Source organism: Anoxybacillus sp. LAT27, assembly GCF_022030075.1.
In the GTDB taxonomy this organism is placed as follows: domain Bacteria; phylum Bacillota; class Bacilli; order Bacillales; family Anoxybacillaceae; genus Anoxybacillus; species Anoxybacillus kestanbolensis.
Genome location: NZ_JAIWYK010000440.1, coordinates 83,223 through 103,556 on the forward strand (window position 1 = coordinate 83,223; position 20,334 = coordinate 103,556).

25 protein-coding genes are annotated in these 20,334 nt (G+C 41.0%); 3 read left to right on the plus strand and 22 right to left on the minus strand.

Going from position 1 to position 20,334, the window contains the following annotated elements:
* Window positions 1-40: 40 nt before the first annotated feature.
* The 17 genes from LD028_RS14425 to LD028_RS14505 form a co-directional block, all read right to left on the minus strand.
* Window positions 41-568, minus strand: a complete 528-nt coding sequence (locus tag LD028_RS14425) for a hemerythrin domain-containing protein (RefSeq protein ID WP_077428683.1) — start codon at window positions 566-568, stop codon at window positions 41-43.
* A 108-nt stretch (window positions 569-676) separates the two neighbouring features.
* Window positions 677-1,366: a Crp/Fnr family transcriptional regulator gene (locus tag LD028_RS14430; RefSeq protein ID WP_237812166.1), complete on the minus strand. Its 690-nt coding sequence runs from the start codon at window positions 1,364-1,366 to the stop codon at window positions 677-679.
* A 15-nt stretch (window positions 1,367-1,381) separates the two neighbouring features.
* Window positions 1,382-2,395 (minus strand): ThiF family adenylyltransferase, encoded by a 1,014-nt coding sequence (locus LD028_RS14435; protein WP_237812280.1) that lies wholly within the window; start codon window positions 2,393-2,395, stop codon window positions 1,382-1,384.
* Window positions 2,395-2,883 carry a cyclic pyranopterin monophosphate synthase MoaC gene (moaC, locus tag LD028_RS14440; RefSeq protein WP_077428686.1) on the minus strand — a complete coding sequence of 163 codons (489 nt, stop codon included), beginning with the start codon at window positions 2,881-2,883 and terminating at the stop codon, window positions 2,395-2,397. The genes LD028_RS14435 and moaC overlap by 1 nt, the downstream gene beginning before the upstream one ends.
* A 4-nt stretch (window positions 2,884-2,887) precedes the next feature.
* Window positions 2,888-3,121 carry a molybdopterin converting factor subunit 1 gene (gene moaD, locus LD028_RS14445; RefSeq protein WP_237812167.1) on the minus strand — a complete coding sequence of 78 codons (234 nt, stop codon included), beginning with the start codon at window positions 3,119-3,121 and terminating at the stop codon, window positions 2,888-2,890.
* Window positions 3,118-3,573, minus strand: coding sequence for a molybdenum cofactor biosynthesis protein MoaE (locus tag LD028_RS14450; RefSeq protein ID WP_237812168.1), 456 nt, complete (start codon window positions 3,571-3,573; stop codon window positions 3,118-3,120). The genes moaD and LD028_RS14450 overlap by 4 nt, the downstream gene beginning before the upstream one ends.
* Entirely contained in the window at window positions 3,554-4,057 is a 504-nt protein-coding gene (gene mobB, locus LD028_RS14455) for a molybdopterin-guanine dinucleotide biosynthesis protein B (protein ID WP_370642772.1), read from the minus strand. The genes LD028_RS14450 and mobB overlap by 20 nt, the downstream gene beginning before the upstream one ends.
* Window positions 4,048-5,301, minus strand: a complete 1,254-nt coding sequence (locus LD028_RS14460; RefSeq protein WP_237812169.1) for a molybdopterin molybdotransferase MoeA — start codon at window positions 5,299-5,301, stop codon at window positions 4,048-4,050. Before LD028_RS14460 ends, mobB begins: the two co-directional genes overlap by 10 nt.
* A 154-nt stretch (window positions 5,302-5,455) precedes the next feature.
* Complete coding sequence (mobA, locus tag LD028_RS14465; RefSeq protein ID WP_237812170.1) at window positions 5,456-6,025, minus strand: molybdenum cofactor guanylyltransferase; 570 nt, start codon at window positions 6,023-6,025, stop codon at window positions 5,456-5,458.
* Complete coding sequence (locus LD028_RS14470) at window positions 6,022-6,519, minus strand: MogA/MoaB family molybdenum cofactor biosynthesis protein (RefSeq protein ID WP_006318146.1); 498 nt, start codon at window positions 6,517-6,519, stop codon at window positions 6,022-6,024. The genes mobA and LD028_RS14470 overlap by 4 nt, the downstream gene beginning before the upstream one ends.
* Before the next feature lie 4 nt (window positions 6,520-6,523).
* Window positions 6,524-7,525 carry a GTP 3',8-cyclase MoaA gene (gene moaA / locus LD028_RS14475; protein ID WP_237812171.1) on the minus strand — a complete coding sequence of 334 codons (1,002 nt, stop codon included), beginning with the start codon at window positions 7,523-7,525 and terminating at the stop codon, window positions 6,524-6,526.
* Window positions 7,526-7,626: 101 nt separating this feature from the next.
* A complete protein-coding gene (locus LD028_RS14480; protein WP_237812172.1) occupies window positions 7,627-8,664 on the minus strand; it encodes a sulfate/molybdate ABC transporter ATP-binding protein in 1,038 nt (345 codons plus the stop codon).
* The gene (gene modB, locus LD028_RS14485; RefSeq protein WP_237812173.1) at window positions 8,645-9,340 is read right to left on the minus strand and encodes a molybdate ABC transporter permease subunit; all 696 of its coding nucleotides are present in this window, start codon (window positions 9,338-9,340) and stop codon (window positions 8,645-8,647) included. The genes LD028_RS14480 and modB overlap by 20 nt, the downstream gene beginning before the upstream one ends.
* A 2-nt stretch (window positions 9,341-9,342) precedes the next feature.
* A complete protein-coding gene (gene modA, locus LD028_RS14490; RefSeq protein ID WP_237812174.1) occupies window positions 9,343-10,104 on the minus strand; it encodes a molybdate ABC transporter substrate-binding protein in 762 nt (253 codons plus the stop codon).
* A gap of 58 nt (window positions 10,105-10,162) precedes the next feature.
* Window positions 10,163-11,494, minus strand: a complete 1,332-nt coding sequence (locus LD028_RS14495) for a NarK family nitrate/nitrite MFS transporter (RefSeq protein ID WP_237812175.1) — start codon at window positions 11,492-11,494, stop codon at window positions 10,163-10,165.
* 134 nt (window positions 11,495-11,628) lie between these two features.
* A complete protein-coding gene (locus LD028_RS14500; protein WP_237812176.1) occupies window positions 11,629-12,801 on the minus strand; it encodes a nitrate/nitrite transporter in 1,173 nt (390 codons plus the stop codon).
* Between the two features lie 208 nt (window positions 12,802-13,009).
* Window positions 13,010-14,125: a TIGR04053 family radical SAM/SPASM domain-containing protein gene (locus LD028_RS14505; RefSeq protein WP_237812177.1), complete on the minus strand. Its 1,116-nt coding sequence runs from the start codon at window positions 14,123-14,125 to the stop codon at window positions 13,010-13,012.
* 187 nt (window positions 14,126-14,312) lie between these two features.
* On the opposite strand from LD028_RS14505, the gene LD028_RS14510 reads away from it, so the two are divergent.
* Complete coding sequence (locus LD028_RS14510) at window positions 14,313-14,519, plus strand: CDGSH iron-sulfur domain-containing protein (RefSeq protein WP_035047823.1); 207 nt, start codon at window positions 14,313-14,315, stop codon at window positions 14,517-14,519.
* Between the two features lie 32 nt (window positions 14,520-14,551).
* On the opposite strand, the gene LD028_RS14515 is transcribed toward LD028_RS14510, so the two are convergent.
* Genes LD028_RS14515 through LD028_RS14525 form a run of 3 tightly spaced genes read right to left on the minus strand, consistent with a single transcriptional unit; the run spans window position 14,552 to window position 16,610 of the window.
* Window positions 14,552-14,869 (minus strand): iron-sulfur cluster biosynthesis family protein, encoded by a 318-nt coding sequence (locus LD028_RS14515; RefSeq protein WP_237812178.1) that lies wholly within the window; start codon window positions 14,867-14,869, stop codon window positions 14,552-14,554.
* 11 nt (window positions 14,870-14,880) lie between these two features.
* Window positions 14,881-15,666 (minus strand): SDR family NAD(P)-dependent oxidoreductase, encoded by a 786-nt coding sequence (locus LD028_RS14520; RefSeq protein WP_237812179.1) that lies wholly within the window; start codon window positions 15,664-15,666, stop codon window positions 14,881-14,883.
* Complete coding sequence (locus tag LD028_RS14525; protein ID WP_237812180.1) at window positions 15,663-16,610, minus strand: MBL fold metallo-hydrolase; 948 nt, start codon at window positions 16,608-16,610, stop codon at window positions 15,663-15,665. The genes LD028_RS14520 and LD028_RS14525 overlap by 4 nt, the downstream gene beginning before the upstream one ends.
* Before the next feature lie 437 nt (window positions 16,611-17,047).
* Here LD028_RS14525 and proI point away from each other — a divergent pair, with 437 nt between their 5' ends.
* Both proI and namA read left to right on the plus strand, forming a co-directional pair.
* Window positions 17,048-17,869: a pyrroline-5-carboxylate reductase ProI gene (gene proI, locus LD028_RS14530; RefSeq protein ID WP_237812181.1), complete on the plus strand. Its 822-nt coding sequence runs from the start codon at window positions 17,048-17,050 to the stop codon at window positions 17,867-17,869.
* A 72-nt stretch (window positions 17,870-17,941) separates the two neighbouring features.
* On the plus strand, window positions 17,942-18,940 hold the full coding sequence (namA, locus tag LD028_RS14535) for an NADPH dehydrogenase NamA (RefSeq protein WP_237812182.1): 999 nt from the start codon (window positions 17,942-17,944) through the stop codon (window positions 18,938-18,940).
* Between the two features lie 36 nt (window positions 18,941-18,976).
* Here the strand turns inward: namA and LD028_RS14540 are convergent, their stop codons facing one another.
* Complete coding sequence (locus tag LD028_RS14540; protein ID WP_237812183.1) at window positions 18,977-19,294, minus strand: CHY zinc finger protein; 318 nt, start codon at window positions 19,292-19,294, stop codon at window positions 18,977-18,979.
* Entirely contained in the window at window positions 19,291-20,229 is a 939-nt protein-coding gene (gene rnz, locus LD028_RS14545) for a ribonuclease Z (RefSeq protein ID WP_237812184.1), read from the minus strand. Before rnz ends, LD028_RS14540 begins: the two co-directional genes overlap by 4 nt.
* Window positions 20,230-20,334 lie beyond the last annotated feature (105 nt).

Here is a 20,334-nt window from a genome sequence, read left to right on the forward strand (position 1 = left end):
TGTCGAAATATTATATAAAAAAAGACTAACCCTTAACGGATTAGCCTTTAATCTCATCTATTCTTTTTGCTAATTGTTCTTTTTCTTCGGCTGATAGTAACTTTTCAGCCATCGGGAAAAGCACTTGCTCTTCTTTCGCAAAGTGATCAGTTAAAATCATATACGCGTTCATTACGTATGAAGCTAATTGTTTCGCTTCTTCTGAACGAATCGTTTCTGTCTTTTGTAAAAATGTTGCAATATTTTGTTTCGCTTCTTGATGTTCGTATTCCATAACTGCAATGGGACCGAACTGTTTGCCGATATAGCGTTCCATCATCGGAAATAATACATCTTCTTCGCGACGAGAGTGAGGATCTAAATGTTGCAAAAATTGCTGTACTTTTTCACGTAAACGAATAAGTGCTTGAACAACATCTTCCTCTTTACCATCGTAAATGCCTTTCGCTGCAACAAAAAGAGCATATTTTTCTTCATTTAATGGACCGTGTTCGTCTTTTAATCGTTGCAATGGCGGACATAATGAAACGGGTTCATGCCCAATGAGACTGCAAGGTGAAAAATCCATCGTCATCCCTCTTTTCTTCATGTGCTTACACATTTATTGTATAGAAGGAAAACGATTTTTCGTGTGATGCACGTCACACCTTTTGTCTAAAAAATGAACGTTTATTGACTATTCAATGTTGCAATATGACGATGGACAACCTTCACAATTAATTTGCTTTTTTAAATAGTCTAAGCTATGAATGATAATTTTTCTTCCCTTGAAAGAAATGATACCTTTACTTTTTAATGTATTTAATTCACGATTTACACTTTCACGCGATGTAGAACTAAAATTCGCTAAATCTTGATGTGTAACAGGAACATCTAATAAAATGCCATCTTTCGTCTGAATACCATAACTATTAGCCATACGAATGAGTGTAGAATATAACGCTCCCTTTTTGCCGTATAAAACGAGATCACGAAATTTCGTATGTTGTTTGCGGAAATGATCGGTCATCATTTTCAAAAACTCAACAGCAAACTCTGAGTTGACAAGCAACTCTTTTTCAATATCTTCATTTTTAATTACAAGTACTTCACTATCCTCGAGAGCACGACCGTTAAATAAATATCTCCCATTATCTGAAAAAATCATCAACTCACCGATGACAGCATTCGGCCCACATAACCGCAAACATAACTCTTTTCCATCACCAGAAAATTTACTAATTTGAAATTTGCCAGATAAGACGACAAAAAAGTTTTCGCCAATTTGTCCTTCTTGAAATAAAAACATCCCTTTTTTCACTTTCATCGTTTTGTACGCTAACTTTTTTAGTTGCTCAAAATTTTTTTTGCTAATAAATTGAGACATCCGTATGCCTCCTTTTTAGGAAAAATATTTTTGGTATAACGAACGAGCAAATGTAACATCTTTTGTACCGTGCACAAGCATGCGACCGTCAGCAAATAAAACGACACGATGCCCTTCCAATTGAGTCATCAATAAATATTCGTTACCATGTACTTGTTGACCGCTTGTTTTCATGTGTTCCATCATTTCAGTTATACGAAATGGATGACCATGACGAATTTGTACTGTATCTCGTCCACATAAGACGGACATCCTCGCTTTTTCTCTGTGCAAAGCTGGATATGTGCGATCTCTCCCGCAAGACGGACAATGTTCGTTTTTTAGTTTATCAACTCGTAAAAACCGATGTTCGTTTTGCCAAACATCAAACATAACGAGCGAACGTCGGATCTTTGCAACATCTCCCACTAATATTTTTAACGCTTCCGTTGTTTGATACGCAGCAACCATTTGTACAACAGAAGAAATAACACCAACGTTATCGCAAGTCAAATGATAAGAAGGCAAATGATTGACGAAACAGCGAAAACATGGCGTTTCTTCGGGAATGATCGTAAAAGAAAGACCATAACTTCCTACACAAGCACCGTATATCCATGGAATTCGATATTTTTGTGATAAATCATTTAGTAGAAAACGCGTTTCGAAATTATCTGTTCCATCAATCATGATGTCAATTTGTTGCTCAAAAAGCGAAGTGAACGATTCATCTTGCACATCCATGACAAGCGCTTCAACATGAACGTCACGATTCACAGCAGTAAGACGGCGTTTGGCGGCAACAGCTTTTGGCCACCCTTTTTCAGCATCCTCTTCACTATATAACGTTTGACGCTGTAAATTCGTCCAATCAACATAATCGCGATCCACGATTGTCAGTCGACCGACGCCTGCTCGCGCCAACATATCTGCATTCGCTGAACCGAGCGCTCCTGCACCTACGATGAGAGCATGTTTATATTGAAGAGTTCGTTGTCCTTTTTCGCCAATCGGTGAAAATAATATTTGCCGTGAATATCGCTCCATGATTATCCCTCTTGTCTTTTGAAATTTCCACTTTTTCCACCCGTTTTCTCTACTAAATACGTTGGACCAATGACAATCCCTTTATCCATTGCTTTACACATATCATAAACGGTTAAAGCACAAACTGAAGCAGCTGTTAGCGCCTCCATTTCTACTCCTGTACTTCCTTTTGTTTTGACAAACGCTTCAATTTTCAACTCATAATTTGTTTCTTTCGTTTGCCACGTAAACGAAATGTCTACTCCCGTTAACGAAAGAGGATGACACATCGGAATCAAATCGGCTGTGCGTTTCGCTGCCATAATGCCAGCCACTTGAGCGACGGCTAATACGTCTCCTTTTTTCACTTCCGAGCGCACAATTTTTTCGTATACCTCTTTTGATACGATCACGTGAGACAGAGCACAGGCGGTTCGAACCGTTTCTCCTTTTTCAGAAATATCAACCATTTTCGCACGACCTTGTTCATTGAAATGTGTAAACGTTCCCATGTGATCACCCTCCACTTACCGGTGGAATGAGCGCAACAACGTCACCGGCATGTATGATATCATCATTTGTTGCGAATTCTTCGTTAATCGCAATCATGAGCGACGAAGCTGTTTGTAAATCATATTCATGTTGTAGCCGTTCGCGAAGCTGTCGAACAGTCATTTGTTGCTCATGAAACACCACTTCCTCTGTACCGAGCCGCTCCTTTATATATGCAAACAATAATACACGAATCATACCTCTTCCTCCCTCGGCGCGCCCCCATCGTAGCGAACGGTTTCTTTTTGATCACCAACCCACATTTCTCCATCTTCCCAATATTCTTTTTTCCAAATTGGAACGATCTCCTTTATTCGTTCAATGGCATAGCGATTCGCTTCATATGCATCTGCACGATGAGGGGTTGAAACAGCAATGGCGACTGCAATATCAGTAATGTCGAGCCGTCCAACGCGATGTACAATCGCTACTTTTGCGTGTGGAAAGCGCGCAACAATTTCGTGACCAATTTGTTGTAACTTTTTTTGCGCCATCGACTCATACGCTTCATATTGCAAATATACAGTCTTTTTTCCGTTCGTCAATTCTCTCACTGTCCCCAAAAACGTCACAATTGCACCAGCGTTACGATCAACGACCGCCTCAATAACACTTCCTACATGAATGGGCTCACGAACGATCGCAAACATGTTGTTCCCCCTTTACATAAGCAATAATGCGCTCCATATACGCTTGTTCATCTTCAATAAAAAAAGATCCGTCCGTACGTTGCCAACTGATTGAAATAAGCACATTTTTTAAGTGTAATAAATGCTCATCTTCTCGACTGCGCAAACAAACAATTTTCGGATAAGGTGCGTGTTTAAAGCCTTCAATAAGCAGCACATCAAGCGAAAATCGTTCATATACGGATAGTAGCTCATCAAGTTCCCAATGTCCTTTCGCATGAAGAAGAAACGTGCCATCCCCCTCAACTGCACATACAACAGCACCAGCTTCCGCATGACGTGTCGTATCTTTTTCTTCCGGTAACGCCACTTTTCCGCCATGTCCATGGTGCTTTAACGTTCCGACACGATACCCATTTATACATAACCGTTTAATTATTTTTTCAATAAGCGTTGTTTTTCCGCTATTTTGATAACCTACGACTTGCAAAATGATCATGACCAAACACAATCTCCCTCATCATGAAGTAAAAGAACATCGACGCGACTACCTGCTTGAAATCCACGCGTTCCTCCCGGTAAAACGAGAAGAGCGTTCGCCTGCGCAAGAGATGAAACAATATTTGATTTATCTTTTCCAACAGGTTCCACGTGTAACATCCCATCTTGATGAGATACGCTTGCACGAACAAAACGAGTAAACGGATTTGGTTTCAAAAAGTCTTTTTGTAAAACCGCTTGCGCTCTTGTTAAATAGCGTTTCGACTGCCCTAACATCGCCTTTATAAACGGGCGTGCAAATAGCTCAAAACCAACATAGCAAGCCGATGGATTTCCCGATAACCCAAACAACATTTTCTTTTCAAATACTGCCGCGGACGTTACACTTCCTGGTCGCATCGCTACTTTATTGAATAACAATTGAGCGCCAAGATGTTCATATACGTGAGGCATATAATCGAAATCCCCAACAGATACCCCACCTGTTGTGATGATAACATCCGCTTCTCGCAATGCCTTTTGTATAACTTGTAACGTATGTTCAAATGTATCTGCTACTTTTCCGAATAAAATCGGCTCCCCACCGGCGCGTCGAATTTGTGCTTGAAGCATGTAAGCGTTGCTGTTTCGGATTTTCCCTTTTTCAAGCGGCTCATAAACATGAAGAAGTTCACTTCCAGTTGAAATAATGGCGACTCTCGGTTTTTTCATCACAGGTACGCGATCATATCCAAATGTCGCTAAAACAGCGACGATACCCGGATGAATCATCGTTCCTTTTTCAACAACAATTTCACCTTGTTTCATATCCTCGCCAACACGCGAAATATTTTCACCTTCATCCACTTTTCTTTTTATTTGTACAAAACGTTTCCCTTCTTTTTCAATTTCCTTCGTCAACTCAACCATGATGACAGCATTTGCACCATTTGGAATGGCTGCACCGGTCATAATTTTTACCGCTTGCTTTGGCGTCAATAAACCATCCCAAACAGTTCCAGCGCCAACTGTGGCAACGACTTCTAATAATATAGGGTGATCGGATGATGCTTCTGTTGTCGCTTCAGCTGAGAGAGCATAACCGTCATATGGTGAACGGTCGAACCAAGGAATTGGCATCGTTGCCTCGATATGTTCCGCTAAAATGCGCCCATCACATTGTTCTAACGAAATATATTCTTTTTCCCCCTCACGACACCAAGCCATGACTCGTTCGATTGCTTCATCAACAGGAATGGGCTTGCGCATATATGTTCATCCTTTCTTAAACAATCTATCCCTACTTTTACTATATCGCTTTTTAATTATAAAATCGTGTGATGTATGTCACAAAAATGCGATATGTTGTGACGAGGTTCACATTTTTTTCATAAATATTGATAAAAAAAGAGGCGTATTGCCTCTAGCCAATCCACTTATGGAATTGTTCTTTTGTATTAATATTCATAAACGGTAGCTCTTCTGTCATTTCTATATGCTTTGCTCGGCAAGCAGAAAGAAGTGTATGCATGCGATACTCTTCTCGTTGAAGGCAATTGTATATAAGTGATTTTACTCGATAGTGATACATAGCGATGAGCGGTTGCAACCTTCCGTTCACACGTGGCACAATGACGTCAAATGAGTCATCTGCTTGCTCCTTAAGCTTGTTTATGATCTTCTTATGAATAAATGGGGTATCACACGGCAATACAATATACCATGTCGCTTCATGATGTACGATAGCGGAATAAATTCCCGCTAATGGTCCTTTTCCTTTGTACTGTGGCTCATCCTCTATCCATAATACATCTTGAAGCGGTAATTTTTTTTGAATGCATTGCTGTGCAACAATAACGATCTCATCAACAATCGGATGCAACGCTTCTACACTATACAAAAGAAAAGGTTTTCCACGTCGCAATGCAAGCGCTTTTGGTTCTCCAAAACGTTTCGACTGCCCTCCTGCTAAAACGATACCAATCGTTTTCATTGGCGACGAAGCTCCCAGACGAGATGACGAATTTCCGGCAAAATTAACTTTTCCATTGCTAAGCGAACAGCGTTTGTCGATCCGGGCATACAAAAAATGATTGTACCGTTCATCGAACCAGCAAGCGCACGACTTAACATGGCTGCACTCCCAATTTGCTCATAACTCAAAAAGCGGAACAGCTCACCAAAGCCAACCATTTCTTTTTCAAGTAACGGCTGAATGGCTTCAATCGTCACATCACGTTTTGTAAATCCCGTTCCTCCATTGATTAAAATAACGTCTATTTGTTCAGCTGTTTGAACGGCTTGTCGAATGGCGAATACATCATCTTTCACAATTTCATATGCAACAACAACTATGTTTGATTGCTCTAATTGATCACGTATCCATTGTCCGCTCGTATCTGTTTCATATGTGCGCGTATCAGAAACGGTCACAATTTTACATCGGACAGGGAGTGTCGCTTGCTTTTTATGATCATGAACGCCCATATCGTCACCCTCCAATATATGACATTTCAATTCGTTTCCCATTCCACGTTGTTTGTTTTCCGCGCTCTTCTGAGTAGCGATCCACTCGCTTTCGCCAAACACGTTCAATGCATGAAATGAGCTGTTCATCGCTCGCTCCAGCTCGCATCATACTTAATAAATCTGTTCCATTTGTCGCAAATAAACATGTATATAACTTTCCATCAGCAGATAATCGGCTACGTGTACAGTCCGAGCAAAAGGCGGCTGATACAGAAGAAATAAAGCCAACTTCCACATTCGTTCCTACGTAACGATAACGTTTGGCTACCTCACCAACATGGCTAGGAGCAATCGGCTCAAGCGGCATATGTTCAGAAATGATGTTATAAATTTGTTTACTCGTCACAACGTCGTCTAATTTCCATCCATTTAAAGAACCGACATCCATAAATTCAATAAAACGAAGCGTTACACCTTTCTTTTTGAAAAAGTAAGCCATCGGTAAAATTTCATGATCGTTTAGCCCTTTTTTGACAACCATATTTACTTTCACATGGAGCCCTTCTGCAAGCGCTGCATCAATTCCTTCTAAAATGTGCTCAGAACGTACGCCAACTCCATTCATTTTTGTAAAAATGGTATTATCGAGTGCATCTAAACTCACATTCACTCGCTTCATCCCTGCATCTTTCAATTTTTGCGCATACTTTTTTAAAAAAAATCCATTGGTCGTTAACGATACGTCGTGAACACCGTCAATGTTCGTCAACATCGCCACAAGCACATCGATATTTTTTCTTAGTAACGGCTCTCCGCCCGTTAAACGGATTTTTCTTACGCCAAGTTTTACAAATAATCGAGCAAAACGTTCCATTTCTTCAAATGTCATCAGTTGTTCCCGATTCATGAAACAATAAGTTTGTCCCTCTATATTAGGCATACAATACGTACAGCGAAAATTACATCGATCCGTTACCGACATACGTAAGTCTAATAATGGACGTTCATATACGTCATACACCATCTTCAATCCCTCATTTCATTTACCGAGGTTCTATGTCCATGTTACTAAATTTACTAGTAAACAAATGTGACGTACGTCACACAAACATATATGTTCATGATTTATTCAAATAAAAAAAACAAATGCTCTGGTGGCAAATACACTTTTTTATTATGCATATGTCGCCACTCTTCTTCACTCACACTGGCTTGCAACATAAAATGATCTGTTTGTATCGTCACATCATACGTATATACATGTGAAGCAACACGAATGATACGAAAAGGAAATGCGTTGCATGTCGCATCATCTACAAAGCGAATATGATGCGAATGGATGCCCACATATGTCGCTCCGTGCTTTTTTTTGTGTGTAGGAACGACCAATTGTGCACCGTTGACATAACCAATCACCTCGTCTCCCTTTTCAACAAACGTACAAGGAAATATATTTTTACATCCAACAATTTTTGCTGCTTGTACATTTTCTGGTTCATGAAATACACGTTCTTTTTTTCCTTGTTGTATGATGCAACCACGATCATACAACATAAGCTCGTCGCACAACCGATAGGCTTCTTCTAAATGGTGTGTCACAAAAAGAACGATTCCTGAAAAATGTTGTTGTAAATAAGAAAAAAATTGTTGTTCCATCGCCCGTTTTGTATGGTGATCTAACGCTGAGAACGGCTCATCAAGCAATAATATACTCGGTTTTGTAACAAGCGTTCGCGCAAGTGCCACTCGTTGTTGCTGTCCTCCGGATAATTGGTGGGGGTAATGATTTTCATACCCTTTTAATCCGATATTTTCAATCATGTTCATAACCGTATGTTGTACTTTCTTTCTTGGCCATTTTTTTAAGCCAAACGCAATATTCTCGTAAACGGTCAAATGGGGAAAAAGGGCATAATGTTGAAACATATACCCGACATTTCGATGACGGGTGGGGACGTGAATTCGGTTGTCCGAATGAAAAAACAAATGATTATTCAATTGAATAACGCCTTCATCTGGCCGTTGCAGCCCCGCAATACTTTGTAACGTTAAACTTTTTCCACATCCTGATGGTCCTAAAATACCAATGACCCCTTTGTGTATTGTAAAATTTACATCTAACTGAAAATGCGAAAATGTTTTTTTAATGGCGACGTAAAGCATCGTTTTCCCCTCGCATCATTCGCTTCTCTAATCGTTTCATCGTATACAATAAAACAACAGATACACTCGTCATGATGATGACAAGTATATTTGCCATTTTTTTATTTCCTGCAAGCAATGCATCGTAAATAGCGATCGGCATCGTCATCGTTTCATTCGGAATGCTTCCTGCAACCATAAGCGTCGTACCAAAATCCCCAAGCGCACGCGCAAAAACAAGCGTAGTCGCTGATGCGATATTTCGCCAAGAAAGTGGAATGACGACAGTAAAAAAAATATCCCACTCCGATCGTCCAAGTACGCGCGCCGCATTCAACAATTGCTCGTCAATACTTGCAAATGCTGCCCGTGCCGTTTTCACAAAAAACGGCAAAGCGACAACAAAAGCGGCAACAACCGCTCCTGTCGGTGTAAATACAATCAAAATCCCAAATGCTTCTTCCAACCAACGACCAATTGGACTTGAGCGACCAAGTAGTACAAGTAAATAGTAACCGAGAACGGTTGGGGGCAATACGATTGGCAACGTAAATAAAGAATCAAGTATATCACTTATTTTATCGTTAGAACGACTTAAATAGTAAGAAATGGGCAATCCGACAACAAGCGCACAAACCGTTGCTATTGTTGCTACTTTTAATGACAGAAAGAGCGGAAAAAGATTGACCGCCTCCACAATTATTCCTCCTCAGGAATGATAAAACCATACTTTTTCATGATGCTTGTACCGATTGGTCCTTTTAAAAATGTGAGAAATTCGCGCGCTTCTTTTTCATGTTTCGTCGTTTTTACGACGACGACAGCTTGGCGAATCGGTTCGTGCATATGTTCATCAATAAGGTAGAATGGAAGATGATGATCCTTCATTAGTGCAAGTGCCACGATCGCCACTTCAACGTTGCCCGATTCCACATAAGCAAGTGTATCAGCAATATTTTTGCCATAAACAAGCTTCGGTTTTACTTGCTCCCAAATATCAGATTTTATTAACGCTTGTTTTGCTGCTAATCCATATGGTGCATGATCTGGATTAGCAATTGCCACTTTTTTTACCTCTTGTTTCAGTAAATCTTGTAATGACGTTACAGCTACTCCTTCTTTTACGGCAAGCCCAATGCGCCCAAAGGCGTATATGTTTTTTGTTTGTTCAAGAGCAACACGGTCACGAATAAGTTCATCGACATACGCTACATTCGCTGAAGCAAACATGTCAAATGGAGCCCCTTGCTTAATTTGTTCTGCTAGCTGACCACTCGAACCGAAAATAAATGTAACGTCTATTCCCGTTTCTTTTTTAAACTGCTCCCCAACTTCTTTAAATGCATGGGTTAAATCTGCAGCTGCCGCAACTTTAATGGATGGTGTCGCATTTGGTTGAGCAGCGTGAGGATTACATGCCACTAATAACAAAATCATAACAAAAAAACAAATTTTTCTCACTTTAGTCCCTCCATATATCAAAAGGGAATATCTATTACAGATATCCCCTTTTATTCTTCTAACATTTCACTTCCGCATTTTTTCTAGCATAATAATACCAGTTTAATGCAATTGATACAACATAAAATGCGATAAAGAAGTAAAATGCTGTAATTGGTGTACCAGTATTTTGAGCTGCCCAACCGAATAATTTCGGAATAAAGAATGAACCATACGCTGCAAATGCGGCTGTAAAACCGAGAACAGGTGCCGCTTCTTTTGGCGGGAAGATGATTGGAATCATTTGGAATGTTGACCCAGATCCCATCCCTGCAGCAATAAATAAGATCAAGAAAGATACGATAAATCCGATAAAGTGTTTTTCCGTTGTAAAATACATGACTGCTACAGCACCAAGACCCATGATAATTAAGACATAGTTTGTTACACGTGCTCCACCCAATTTATCAGATAACCATCCCCCAACCGGACGGAATGCCGCCGCTAAAAATGCTCCTAAAAAGGCAAGTGATACGTGTTCTGGGAATTGTGATTTTAATAAAAGTGGAAAGGCCGCTGCATACCCGATAAACGAACCGAATGTCGCTGTATATAGCCATGTCATTACCCACGTATGTTTTCGTTTGACGATGACAAACTGCTCCGATACAGATTGCTTTGCGTTTGGTAAGTTATCCATACCGAAATATGCTAAAATCGTAAAAAACACAATCGGAATGACCCAAATAAATGCAGCGTTTTGTAACCAAACTTTTGAGCCGTCTGCGAGTACTTGTGGTTCACCACCGATCGCTCCAAATACACCAATAGTTACGATTAGGGGTGTCACAAATTGAACGACAGACACTCCCATGTTTCCAAGACCGCCGTTGATACCAAGTGCTGTCCCTTTTTCTTTTTTCGGGAAGAAAAAGCTAATATTCGCTAATGCTGAGGAAAAATTTGCACCACCAAGTCCACAGAATGCCGCTAACAGCAACATGAGCCAATACGGTGTATTGGGATTTTGTACGGCTAATCCTACACCGATTGCGGGAACAAGTAGTATTCCTGTCGAAAAAACAGTCCAGTTTCTTCCGCCAAATTTCCCAACAGCAAACGTGTAAACAAAACGAAATGTTGCACCTACTAACCCCGGAACAGCGGCTAACGTAAATAATTGACTTTGCGTCAACTGGAATCCAATGTCATTCAAACGTGCTGCAGTAATAGACCAAATTTGCCAAACGATAAATGCCAACATTAACGTTGGAACAGAGATCCACAGATTTCGACGAGCATGTTTTTTCCCTTCTTTTTCCCAAAATGCTGGATCTTCTGGGTTCCAATAAGAACCAATTCGACTTGTCCGTTCACCGTTTTCTGAAGCCGTTTTCAATGGTTGACTCATAACGTTATCTCTCCTTTTTGAAGTATGATTTATAAAAATGATTGTTGTACTTTCATCATAAAGAAACCACATAAATAAGAATGTGATGTGCATCACATATTCAGAAACGTTCATACAATGTTAAAAAATGATATTTAAGCGATCGTTTTTCGCAATCGTCTCATAATAAGCATTGCAACAAACATAGTTGCTGCTACCCACCAAAAGCCATACGAATATGAATTCGTCCATTGTTTAAATAAACCTAAAATATTAGGTAAAAAGAACCCTCCTAATCCACCTGCTGCACCGACAAAACCTGTCAATAATCCGACTTCTTTCGGGAATACATTTGGAATGACTTGAAATAGTGCCCCATTCGCTGTACCAAAAAAAATAAGTGTGGTAAACAAAAGAGCTAATGCAACATAAACAGACGGAAGCATACCGACAATCACCAATGTAACAGTAGCGCCTGTAAACAGCCAAACGAGCAATTTCATTCCACCATATTTATCAGCTAAATAGCCACCAATTGGCCGAACAAGGCTTCCCGCAAATACGACAAGCGTCACAAAATCTCCTGCCGTCACTTTATCTACTCCGTATTGATCGAAAAAGAATAGTGTTAAATAGCTCGTCATTCCGACAAATCCACCAAAAGATAAGCTATAAAAAAAGCTAAACAACCACGTTTCCTTCATTTTCATCACGCGCATATATTCCGATATTTTTGCTGGTTTTACCGCAGTCGGGCATTCTTTTGCGAAGATGATAAATACAATAAAAGCAACAAAGAGAGGAACGAGCGCTAATCCAAATACACTATTCCAACCATACTCTTCTGCGATACGAGGACCAAACAACATTGCTAAAACCGTTCCGCTATTTCCCGCGCCTGCAATTCCCATCGCCAAACCTTGATGTTCTTTCGGATACCAACGGCTTGCTAAAGGAAGAGCGACAGCAAAACTAGCTCCTGCTACTCCTAATAACAATCCAAGCGCATAAATTTGTGTCAATGTATCAGCAAACAACCAACCCCATAAAAGAGGAATGGATGTCAAAACCATTCCGATCATTCCCATTTTCTTACCACCGAATCGGTCTGCTAATAGTCCCATTGGAATACGAAGCAACGCTCCTCCTAATACAGGGATTCCTACCATCATTCCTTTTTGTGCAGGGGTCAATCTTAAATCTTCCACAATAAACGTTCCTGTTGCCCCAAGAATCACCCAGATCATAAAACTAATATCAAAGTACAAAAAAGACGAAAGAAGTGTTGGTAAATGACCAACTCGAAGAAATTGTTTTAATCGTTCCATCTTTATTCCCCCTCGCTTTATCGTTTGACAATTTTATCGTAAAAAAATTTATCGATCGCAACTGTTATATTGTTCACAATTTTTGTTATGTTCACAAAACTTTCATACGTTCTTTCATATGAATAAAATGTTTGTAGAAAAAAGACAAGTTCCCAATTTACACAAATAAGGAACTTATCGCCTGTATGGATGAATAGAAAAAAGCCGGCTATTCGCCGACCTTTTCTTTTTGACGCCATGCTTTTGGGATGTAGATGCAGTACGGTTCGCTTGCTAAGTAGTCGCCTGTAACCGCATATGCTCTTGAACGCGATCCACCACAAACGTAACGAAATTCACATACGCCACATTTTCCTTTATATCCGTCTGGATTTCTTAACTGTTTGAAAATTGGAGAATGGCGATAAATATGGGATAACGGTTGTTCACGTACATTCCCTGCTTTTACAGGCAATAGTCCACTTGGATATACGTCACCAATATGCGAAATAAATACAAAACCGTTTCCATCGTTTACTCCTTTTGGGGCACGCCCTAGTCCGTCTACTTGTCCAGTTAATCCTTTCATTAGCACATCTTCATAACGAATGTCACCGTGAATTTGACGTTCTCGCATTTTTTGTTGTAAAACAACGCGGCGATAATGCTGTCCTGCTGTTGTTTTTATATCAAACGGTACACGTTTGCTCGTTTCGTAAAGCCAGCGAAACACTTTTTCATGCTCAACAGGCGAAATCATATCTGTCGCTTTTCCCCTGCCCGTCGGTACAAGAAAAAATACGCTCCAAAGCACGCAGCCGAGCTTTTCAACAAGTTGCACCATCTCGTCAAGCACATGAACGTTATAACGAGAGATGACTGTATTTATTTGAATGGGAATGTCGAGTTCGTGTAAATATTGAATCGCTTTCATTGTTAAGTCGAACGAGCCAGATGTTCCACGAAAGTGATCGTGAATATCCGCATTCGGACCATCTAAGCTAAATGCCCAACGAGCAAGGCCTACTTCTTTTGCTTTTCGGATCGCTTCTTTTGTCACGTTTGGTGTTGCACTTGGGGTCATCGATACACGAAGTCCTTTATCAATCGCATATTTAGCAATATCGTACACATCTGGACGCATAAGCGGATCTCCACCTGTAAACACGAGAAGAGGCTGATCCATTTCATAAATATCATCAATTAATCGCTTCCCTTCTTCAAACGTTAATTCACGCGGATCGCGATGATACTGTGCTTCGGCCCGACAATGAAGACAATTGAGCTGACACGCCCTAGTTAACTCCCATATAACAATAAATGGATTTTGTTGAAAATCACGCATATTTCATCCCTCCGATTCGCTCACTACTTCTCATTGTACAAGAAGGAATATTTATATCATGTGACATTGATCACAAAAAATCACATCCATTTATCTTGTCACTGTTCTGACAAATATGCACATTCTTGCTTTTCTTATATAAAACAGATAGTATATACGATATAAGGTATACAAGGAGGTGGAATATATGGCGAAAGTGCAAATTAAAGTGATGGATAACGGTTCATTTCGTGTGACCGGAGATGTTGAATTAATTGATATGGAAGGAAACAAGTTTGAAACGAAAGAAACATTTTCTCTCTGTCGTTGCGGGCTCTCACAAAATATGCCGTTTTGTGATGCAGCCCATAAAGGAAAATTTGAATCGGTCGTTCGCGCGCCAAAAAACGAATAAAGCCCGGCTTTTATTCCGGGCTTTTTACTTTGTTAGCGCTCCATAAGCGACATGCGCGGATTCAATATTTGATTCGAGCTTTTTAATTGAAAACATCCTGCCCCATCGACAACATCAATCGTCATTCGTTCATCAAAGAAAATGAGCCGATGTTTTTCCATCCAAATCGGCATATCGTTTGTTTCAATCGCTACATCATGTTCGTCTAATTGCTCGACAAGCAGTAACATAGGCACTCCATTTACAGCACAACCACAATCATCTGTATCATATGTAAGCTTGACGTGCTTGTTTCCACGAACACGACGAAGTTGTTCGATCGCTCGTTCCGTGATCGTAATTTTCACCATTTACACCTCGCTTACTTTTTTAAAAACGCTTGTTTTCCGACTTTTTCGATAAGCGCCGGGAACAATTGATACAATCGACTTCCTATATGCATCCAAAACGGCAAGTTCACTTCGCGCGTCGGAGTAAGCATCACATCAACGATGCGCTTTGCGACAAATTCAGGGCGAAGCATCCATCGTTTCACGTTTTTCACATATTCTCCGGACGTATCAGCAACAGTAAAAAAGTTTGTTTCAATAGGTCCAGGGTTGATAGCCGTCACATAAATGCCGTACATGGACGCTTCCATTCGCAAGCTATTTGTAAATCCAAGGACAGCATGTTTTGTTGCAGCATATACGCTCGATTTCGGTGTCGCCATTTTTCCTGCTTGGGATGCGACATTAATAATGTGTCCCGATCGTTTTTTCATCATATGTGTGTACACTTTTTTTGTACACGCGATCAATCCGAGCACATTGACATCAAACATTTGCTTCGCTTCTGAGAGATCGATATGCTCGACATACCGAAACACACCGAACCCCGCATTATTGACGAGAATATCGATATCGACAGACGCAAGTAATCGATCAAATACAACATCTACTTCCTCTTGGTTACTGACATCTAACTGTTCATATAAGCAAGGAATGCCGTACGTTTGTTCAACATGTTGCGCGATTTGCGCCAACTTTTCTTTTGAGCGAGCGAGCAATATCGGTATTCCCCCACGCTTCGCTACTTCGTATGCAACTTGTTCGCCAATGCCGCTCGATGCCCCTGTAATAACAACGTATTTCCCTTTTAGCTTCATGATCTCACCACTTCGTACATATATATTTGACCATCTTTTTCTTTTTTCACTGCTCCGATTGCTTCTAAATAATCGAGTTGACCGATCGTTTCGGACATCGTCAATAAAAATTCACGTTCATATACGGTTGGGAAAAGCGCACGGCATACGTCAAATGCTGTCATCGGTTTTTCACTCAACAATTTCCATACGTGTTCGGCACGCTCTTTTTGTTTTTCTAACCTCTTTTCGACAAGTGGTGCAACATCTGTCACATTTTCCCCGTGTCCTGTAACAATTGTTGTAATGTCATAATTCAACAACTTTTTCAATGAATCGTTATATTGCAAAAGTGGTTTTGGGCGCTCTTGTTCACCGATCGCAGGTGGCTCTAACAACGGATTCGATGAAATGGTCGCTAACAAATGATCTCCTCCGATCATCAAGCCGTCTGCTTCCCGATATAATACAATATGACTTTGCGCATGACCTGGCGTTTCGATCACTGTCCATCCTTCGATCATATCTCCTTCTTTCACCTCTTGAGCGAGCGAGCGCTCGCACGAAAAACGAAGGGAGCGTCGAAAGTTTCCAAGTTTCGCTATTCCTTCTTCACCAATTCCACATTCAATTAAAAACTGCTCAAAATATTGTTGATGCCATGCAAAAAAGGCAGCATCTTTTGCAATCCAAGGGGCGGCTTTCCGATGACCAATGACGGGAATGGTCGAAGGTAAATAATCAAGTAATCCAACATGATCCGGATGGTGATGTGTAATGATCACTTGTTCAATATGTTCCGGTTTGTAGCCGAGTTCGCGCAATTCACAAACGAACACATGCCATGCTTCTTCCGTTTTTACACCCGCATCGATGAGCGTTAAACGATCCCCTTCGATAATATACATGTTCACATCCCCAACAGCAAATGGCGTAGGAACGACAATGCGATGTAACTGTTCCATTTTTCTGACTCCTTCATTATATCATCATAATTTTCCGTTTCGTCTGTTTATCAGTTTACACTTATTTTCTCTGTTTGTCATTTATTTTTATTTATTTATTAAAAAATTCAGAAAACAAAACCATGAAACCTATTGACAACACGCTTGTTTTTCATGCATAATTGCAAACAAATCATATATGTACGAAGCGATGACTAGGGCCAGTACATGATAAACGGTAAAAGAGAGTGAAACCCATTGGCTGAAAGGTTTCATTACCCTCTTTATCATGGAACCTACCCTATGAGCTGTTAGGCAAACCTAACCGTCTTGCCGACGATACCGGCATAAGAGGTGGGCACATTGTGCCAACAAAGGTGGTACCGCGGAAATAAAGACCTTTCCGTCCTTTATCGGACGAAAGGTCTTTTTTATTTTGGAGACGAGGAGGAGAAAGTATGACAATCACGTTTCTCGGTGCAGGATCGATGGCAGAAGCACTTATTTCTGGGGTGACACAAACGTTATATAAGCCAGAGCAAATGATCGTAACGAATCGCTCTCGAATGGAACGACTGACATATATGCAACAAACATACGGGGTACGAATCGACACAGATAAAGCAAAAGCAGTGAAAGAAGCTCATATCGTGATTTTAGCGATGAAGCCAAAAGACGTTGCGGATAGCTTGACGTCGATCAAACATGCATTTAACGAACAGCAACTTATTATTTCATTGCTTGCGGGAGTAACGACCGATACAATTGCATCGCTCATTGGAAAACAAATGCCTGTCATTCGCGCCATGCCAAACACATCAGCGGCGATCGGGCAATCCGCCACAGCGCTAGCAAAAGGTACCTATGCAACAGCTGAACATTTACACATGGCAAAAGAGCTATTTGAAACAGTCGGGATCGTTACGATTGTTGATGAGCAGCATTTACACGCAGTAACAGCATTATCCGGCAGCGGACCAGCGTACGTTTACTATTTAGTTGAAGCGATGGAAAAAGCAGCGGATGAAATTGGGCTTGAGCGTGATATTGCCAAAGAGCTTATTTTACAAACGATTATCGGCGCGGCCCATATGTTAAAAGCAACAAATAAGCATCCTTCCATCCTACGCAAAGAAGTGACAAGTCCAGGCGGAACGACAGAAGCAGGCATTGGCGTACTTGAACGTTATCGCTATCAAGAAGCGATGATTGCCTGCATTAAACGAGCGACTGAACGTTCAAAAGAACTCGGTGAGGCACTGCTTTCCTCCGTTCAATAGTGCAAGTTGTTTTTCTTTTCCAAATACCCATGGTATCATTTGTTATGAAACATACTGTGGGAGGGATTAGCCATGTTATTTTCACCATATACGATTCGAGATGTTACCTTTAAAAACCGCATTGTTATGTCGCCGATGTGTATGTATGCGTGCGATCGCGAAGACGGAACGGTGCACAATTGGCATCTCATTCATTATGCATCTCGTGCTGTCGGGCAAGTCGGGCTTATTATTGTCGAAGCGACAGCCGTGACACCACAAGGAAGAATTTCAGCTCGCGATTTAGGCATTTGGAATGATGACCATATTGACGGATTACGTACACTTACCTCACTTGTTCACGAACAAGGCGCCAAAATCGGCATCCAACTTGCCCATGCCGGACGAAAAGCGATGGTTGCCGGAGAAATCATCGCGCCATCACCACTTCCATTTGATGAAACGATGCGCACGCCAAAAGAGATGACAAAAGCGGACATTGAAGAAACGATTCATGCGTTTCAACAAGGTGCACGTCGCGCCAAAAAAGCGGGATTTGACGTCATTGAAATTCATGCTGCTCACGGCTATCTCATTAACGAATTTTTATCGCCTCTTACAAACAAACGAACAGATGAATACGGGGAAAATCGCTACCGCTTTTTAAGTGAAGTGATTGAAGCGGTAAAAGAAGTATGGAGCGGACCGTTGTTTGTTCGTATTTCTGCTTCTGACTATCACCCAGACGGTTTAACGGTGAACGACTACGTCGAATATGCCAAACGTATGAAAGCACAAGGTGTTGATCTTATTGATGTGAGCTCTGGCGCTGTCGTTCCAGCGAAAATTGACGTATATCCAGGTTATCAAGTGCCGTTTGCGGAAACAATTCGCCGTGAAGCAAATGTCGCAACTGGTGCTGTTGGACTTATTACTTCCGGACGGCAAGCGGAAGAAATTTTGCGCAACGGCCGCGCCGATTTGATTTTTATCGGGCGCGAACTTCTTCGCAACCCATATTGGCCAAAAACAGCCGCAAACGAACTAGGCATTCAGCTTGAAGCACCGAAACCATATGTCAGAGGATGGTAAAACACGAAAAAGGATGTCACATCGTGGACATCCTTTTTATACTTCAAAATAATAATGTGCGTGAAGTTGACACCCCGGATTAAACGCTGCATCGCAATGTGGGCAATGGTAATTGCTTGTCATATACTGTTCAATCGTCAGCTCCGTTTGACAAACACCGCATAAAACCGCTTTTTCGTGAAAACGCTCTTTCGGCCATACCGCATGCTTGCCACAACCATGTTCTTCATGACAGTACACGCACGGGAAATACGTTTGACAACAATAAAACTTAATCGCAATGACATCACGTTCGCTATGGTAATGTACGCATCTCGTCTGTTTGTCGATGACGCTTCCTTTTACCTCGATCATCTCTCATCATTCCCTTTTCTTATAATCGGAAACGAGGCAAAATCAGACGCCATCGCTACATTCGGAAAAATTGCCTTTGCCTCTTCCAGAAGTTGGTTGCACATCTCCCCTTGATAACGGGAACTCATATGTGTCAAAATGAGTTGCTTCACTTCCGCTCGCTTCGCCACTTCGGCTGCTTGCACCGTTGTGGAATGATAGTAATCTCGCGCTAAATGGGCTTCGTTTGCACTAAACGTTGCTTCATGTACGAGCACGTCCACTCCTTCGGCAAGTTCCACACTTGCCTCACAATAACGCGTATCTCCCATAATCGCAATCATACGTCCTTTTTTTGGCGGGGCAACAAATTTGCGTCCATCAATCACCGTTCCATCGTCTAACGTAACAAGCTCTCCTCGTTTAATTTGTTGATAAATGGGACCTGGCTTCACCCCGAGGGCGCGCAACTCGTCAACAAGCAACGTGCCCGGTAAATCTTTTTCAACGATTCGGAAACCGTATGAAGGCAACCCGTGATCAAGTAATTTCGCTGTAACAATAAACTGCTCATCTTCAAAGATGACACCTTCTGTAAACTCATAAATATGCAAATCATATTTTAATCGCGTACCGCTTACCGTTAGTGCTGTTTCGATAAACGAACGAATACCAGCCGGACCGTAAACAAAAAGCGGTGTTTCTCCACCTTGAAACGAACGGCTACCAAGCAATCCAGGCAAGCCAAAAATATGATCGCCATGTAAGTGCGTAATAAAAATGCGCTCAATGCGTCTTGGACGGATAGACGTATGTAAAATTTGATGCTGTGTTGCTTCTCCGCAATCAAATAACCATGTCGCTCCTCTTTCTTCTAACAACTGAAGAGCAATGGCTGATACGTTTCTACCTTTTGATGGGACACCAGAACCCGTCCCTAAAAACAATAATTCCACACAACAATCTCCTCTCTTTTCTTTAGTCGAATAAAACATTTGCGTTTACCACAATAAACCTCTAAAATTACATTATCATGAACCTTTCAAAAAATGAATAAAAGT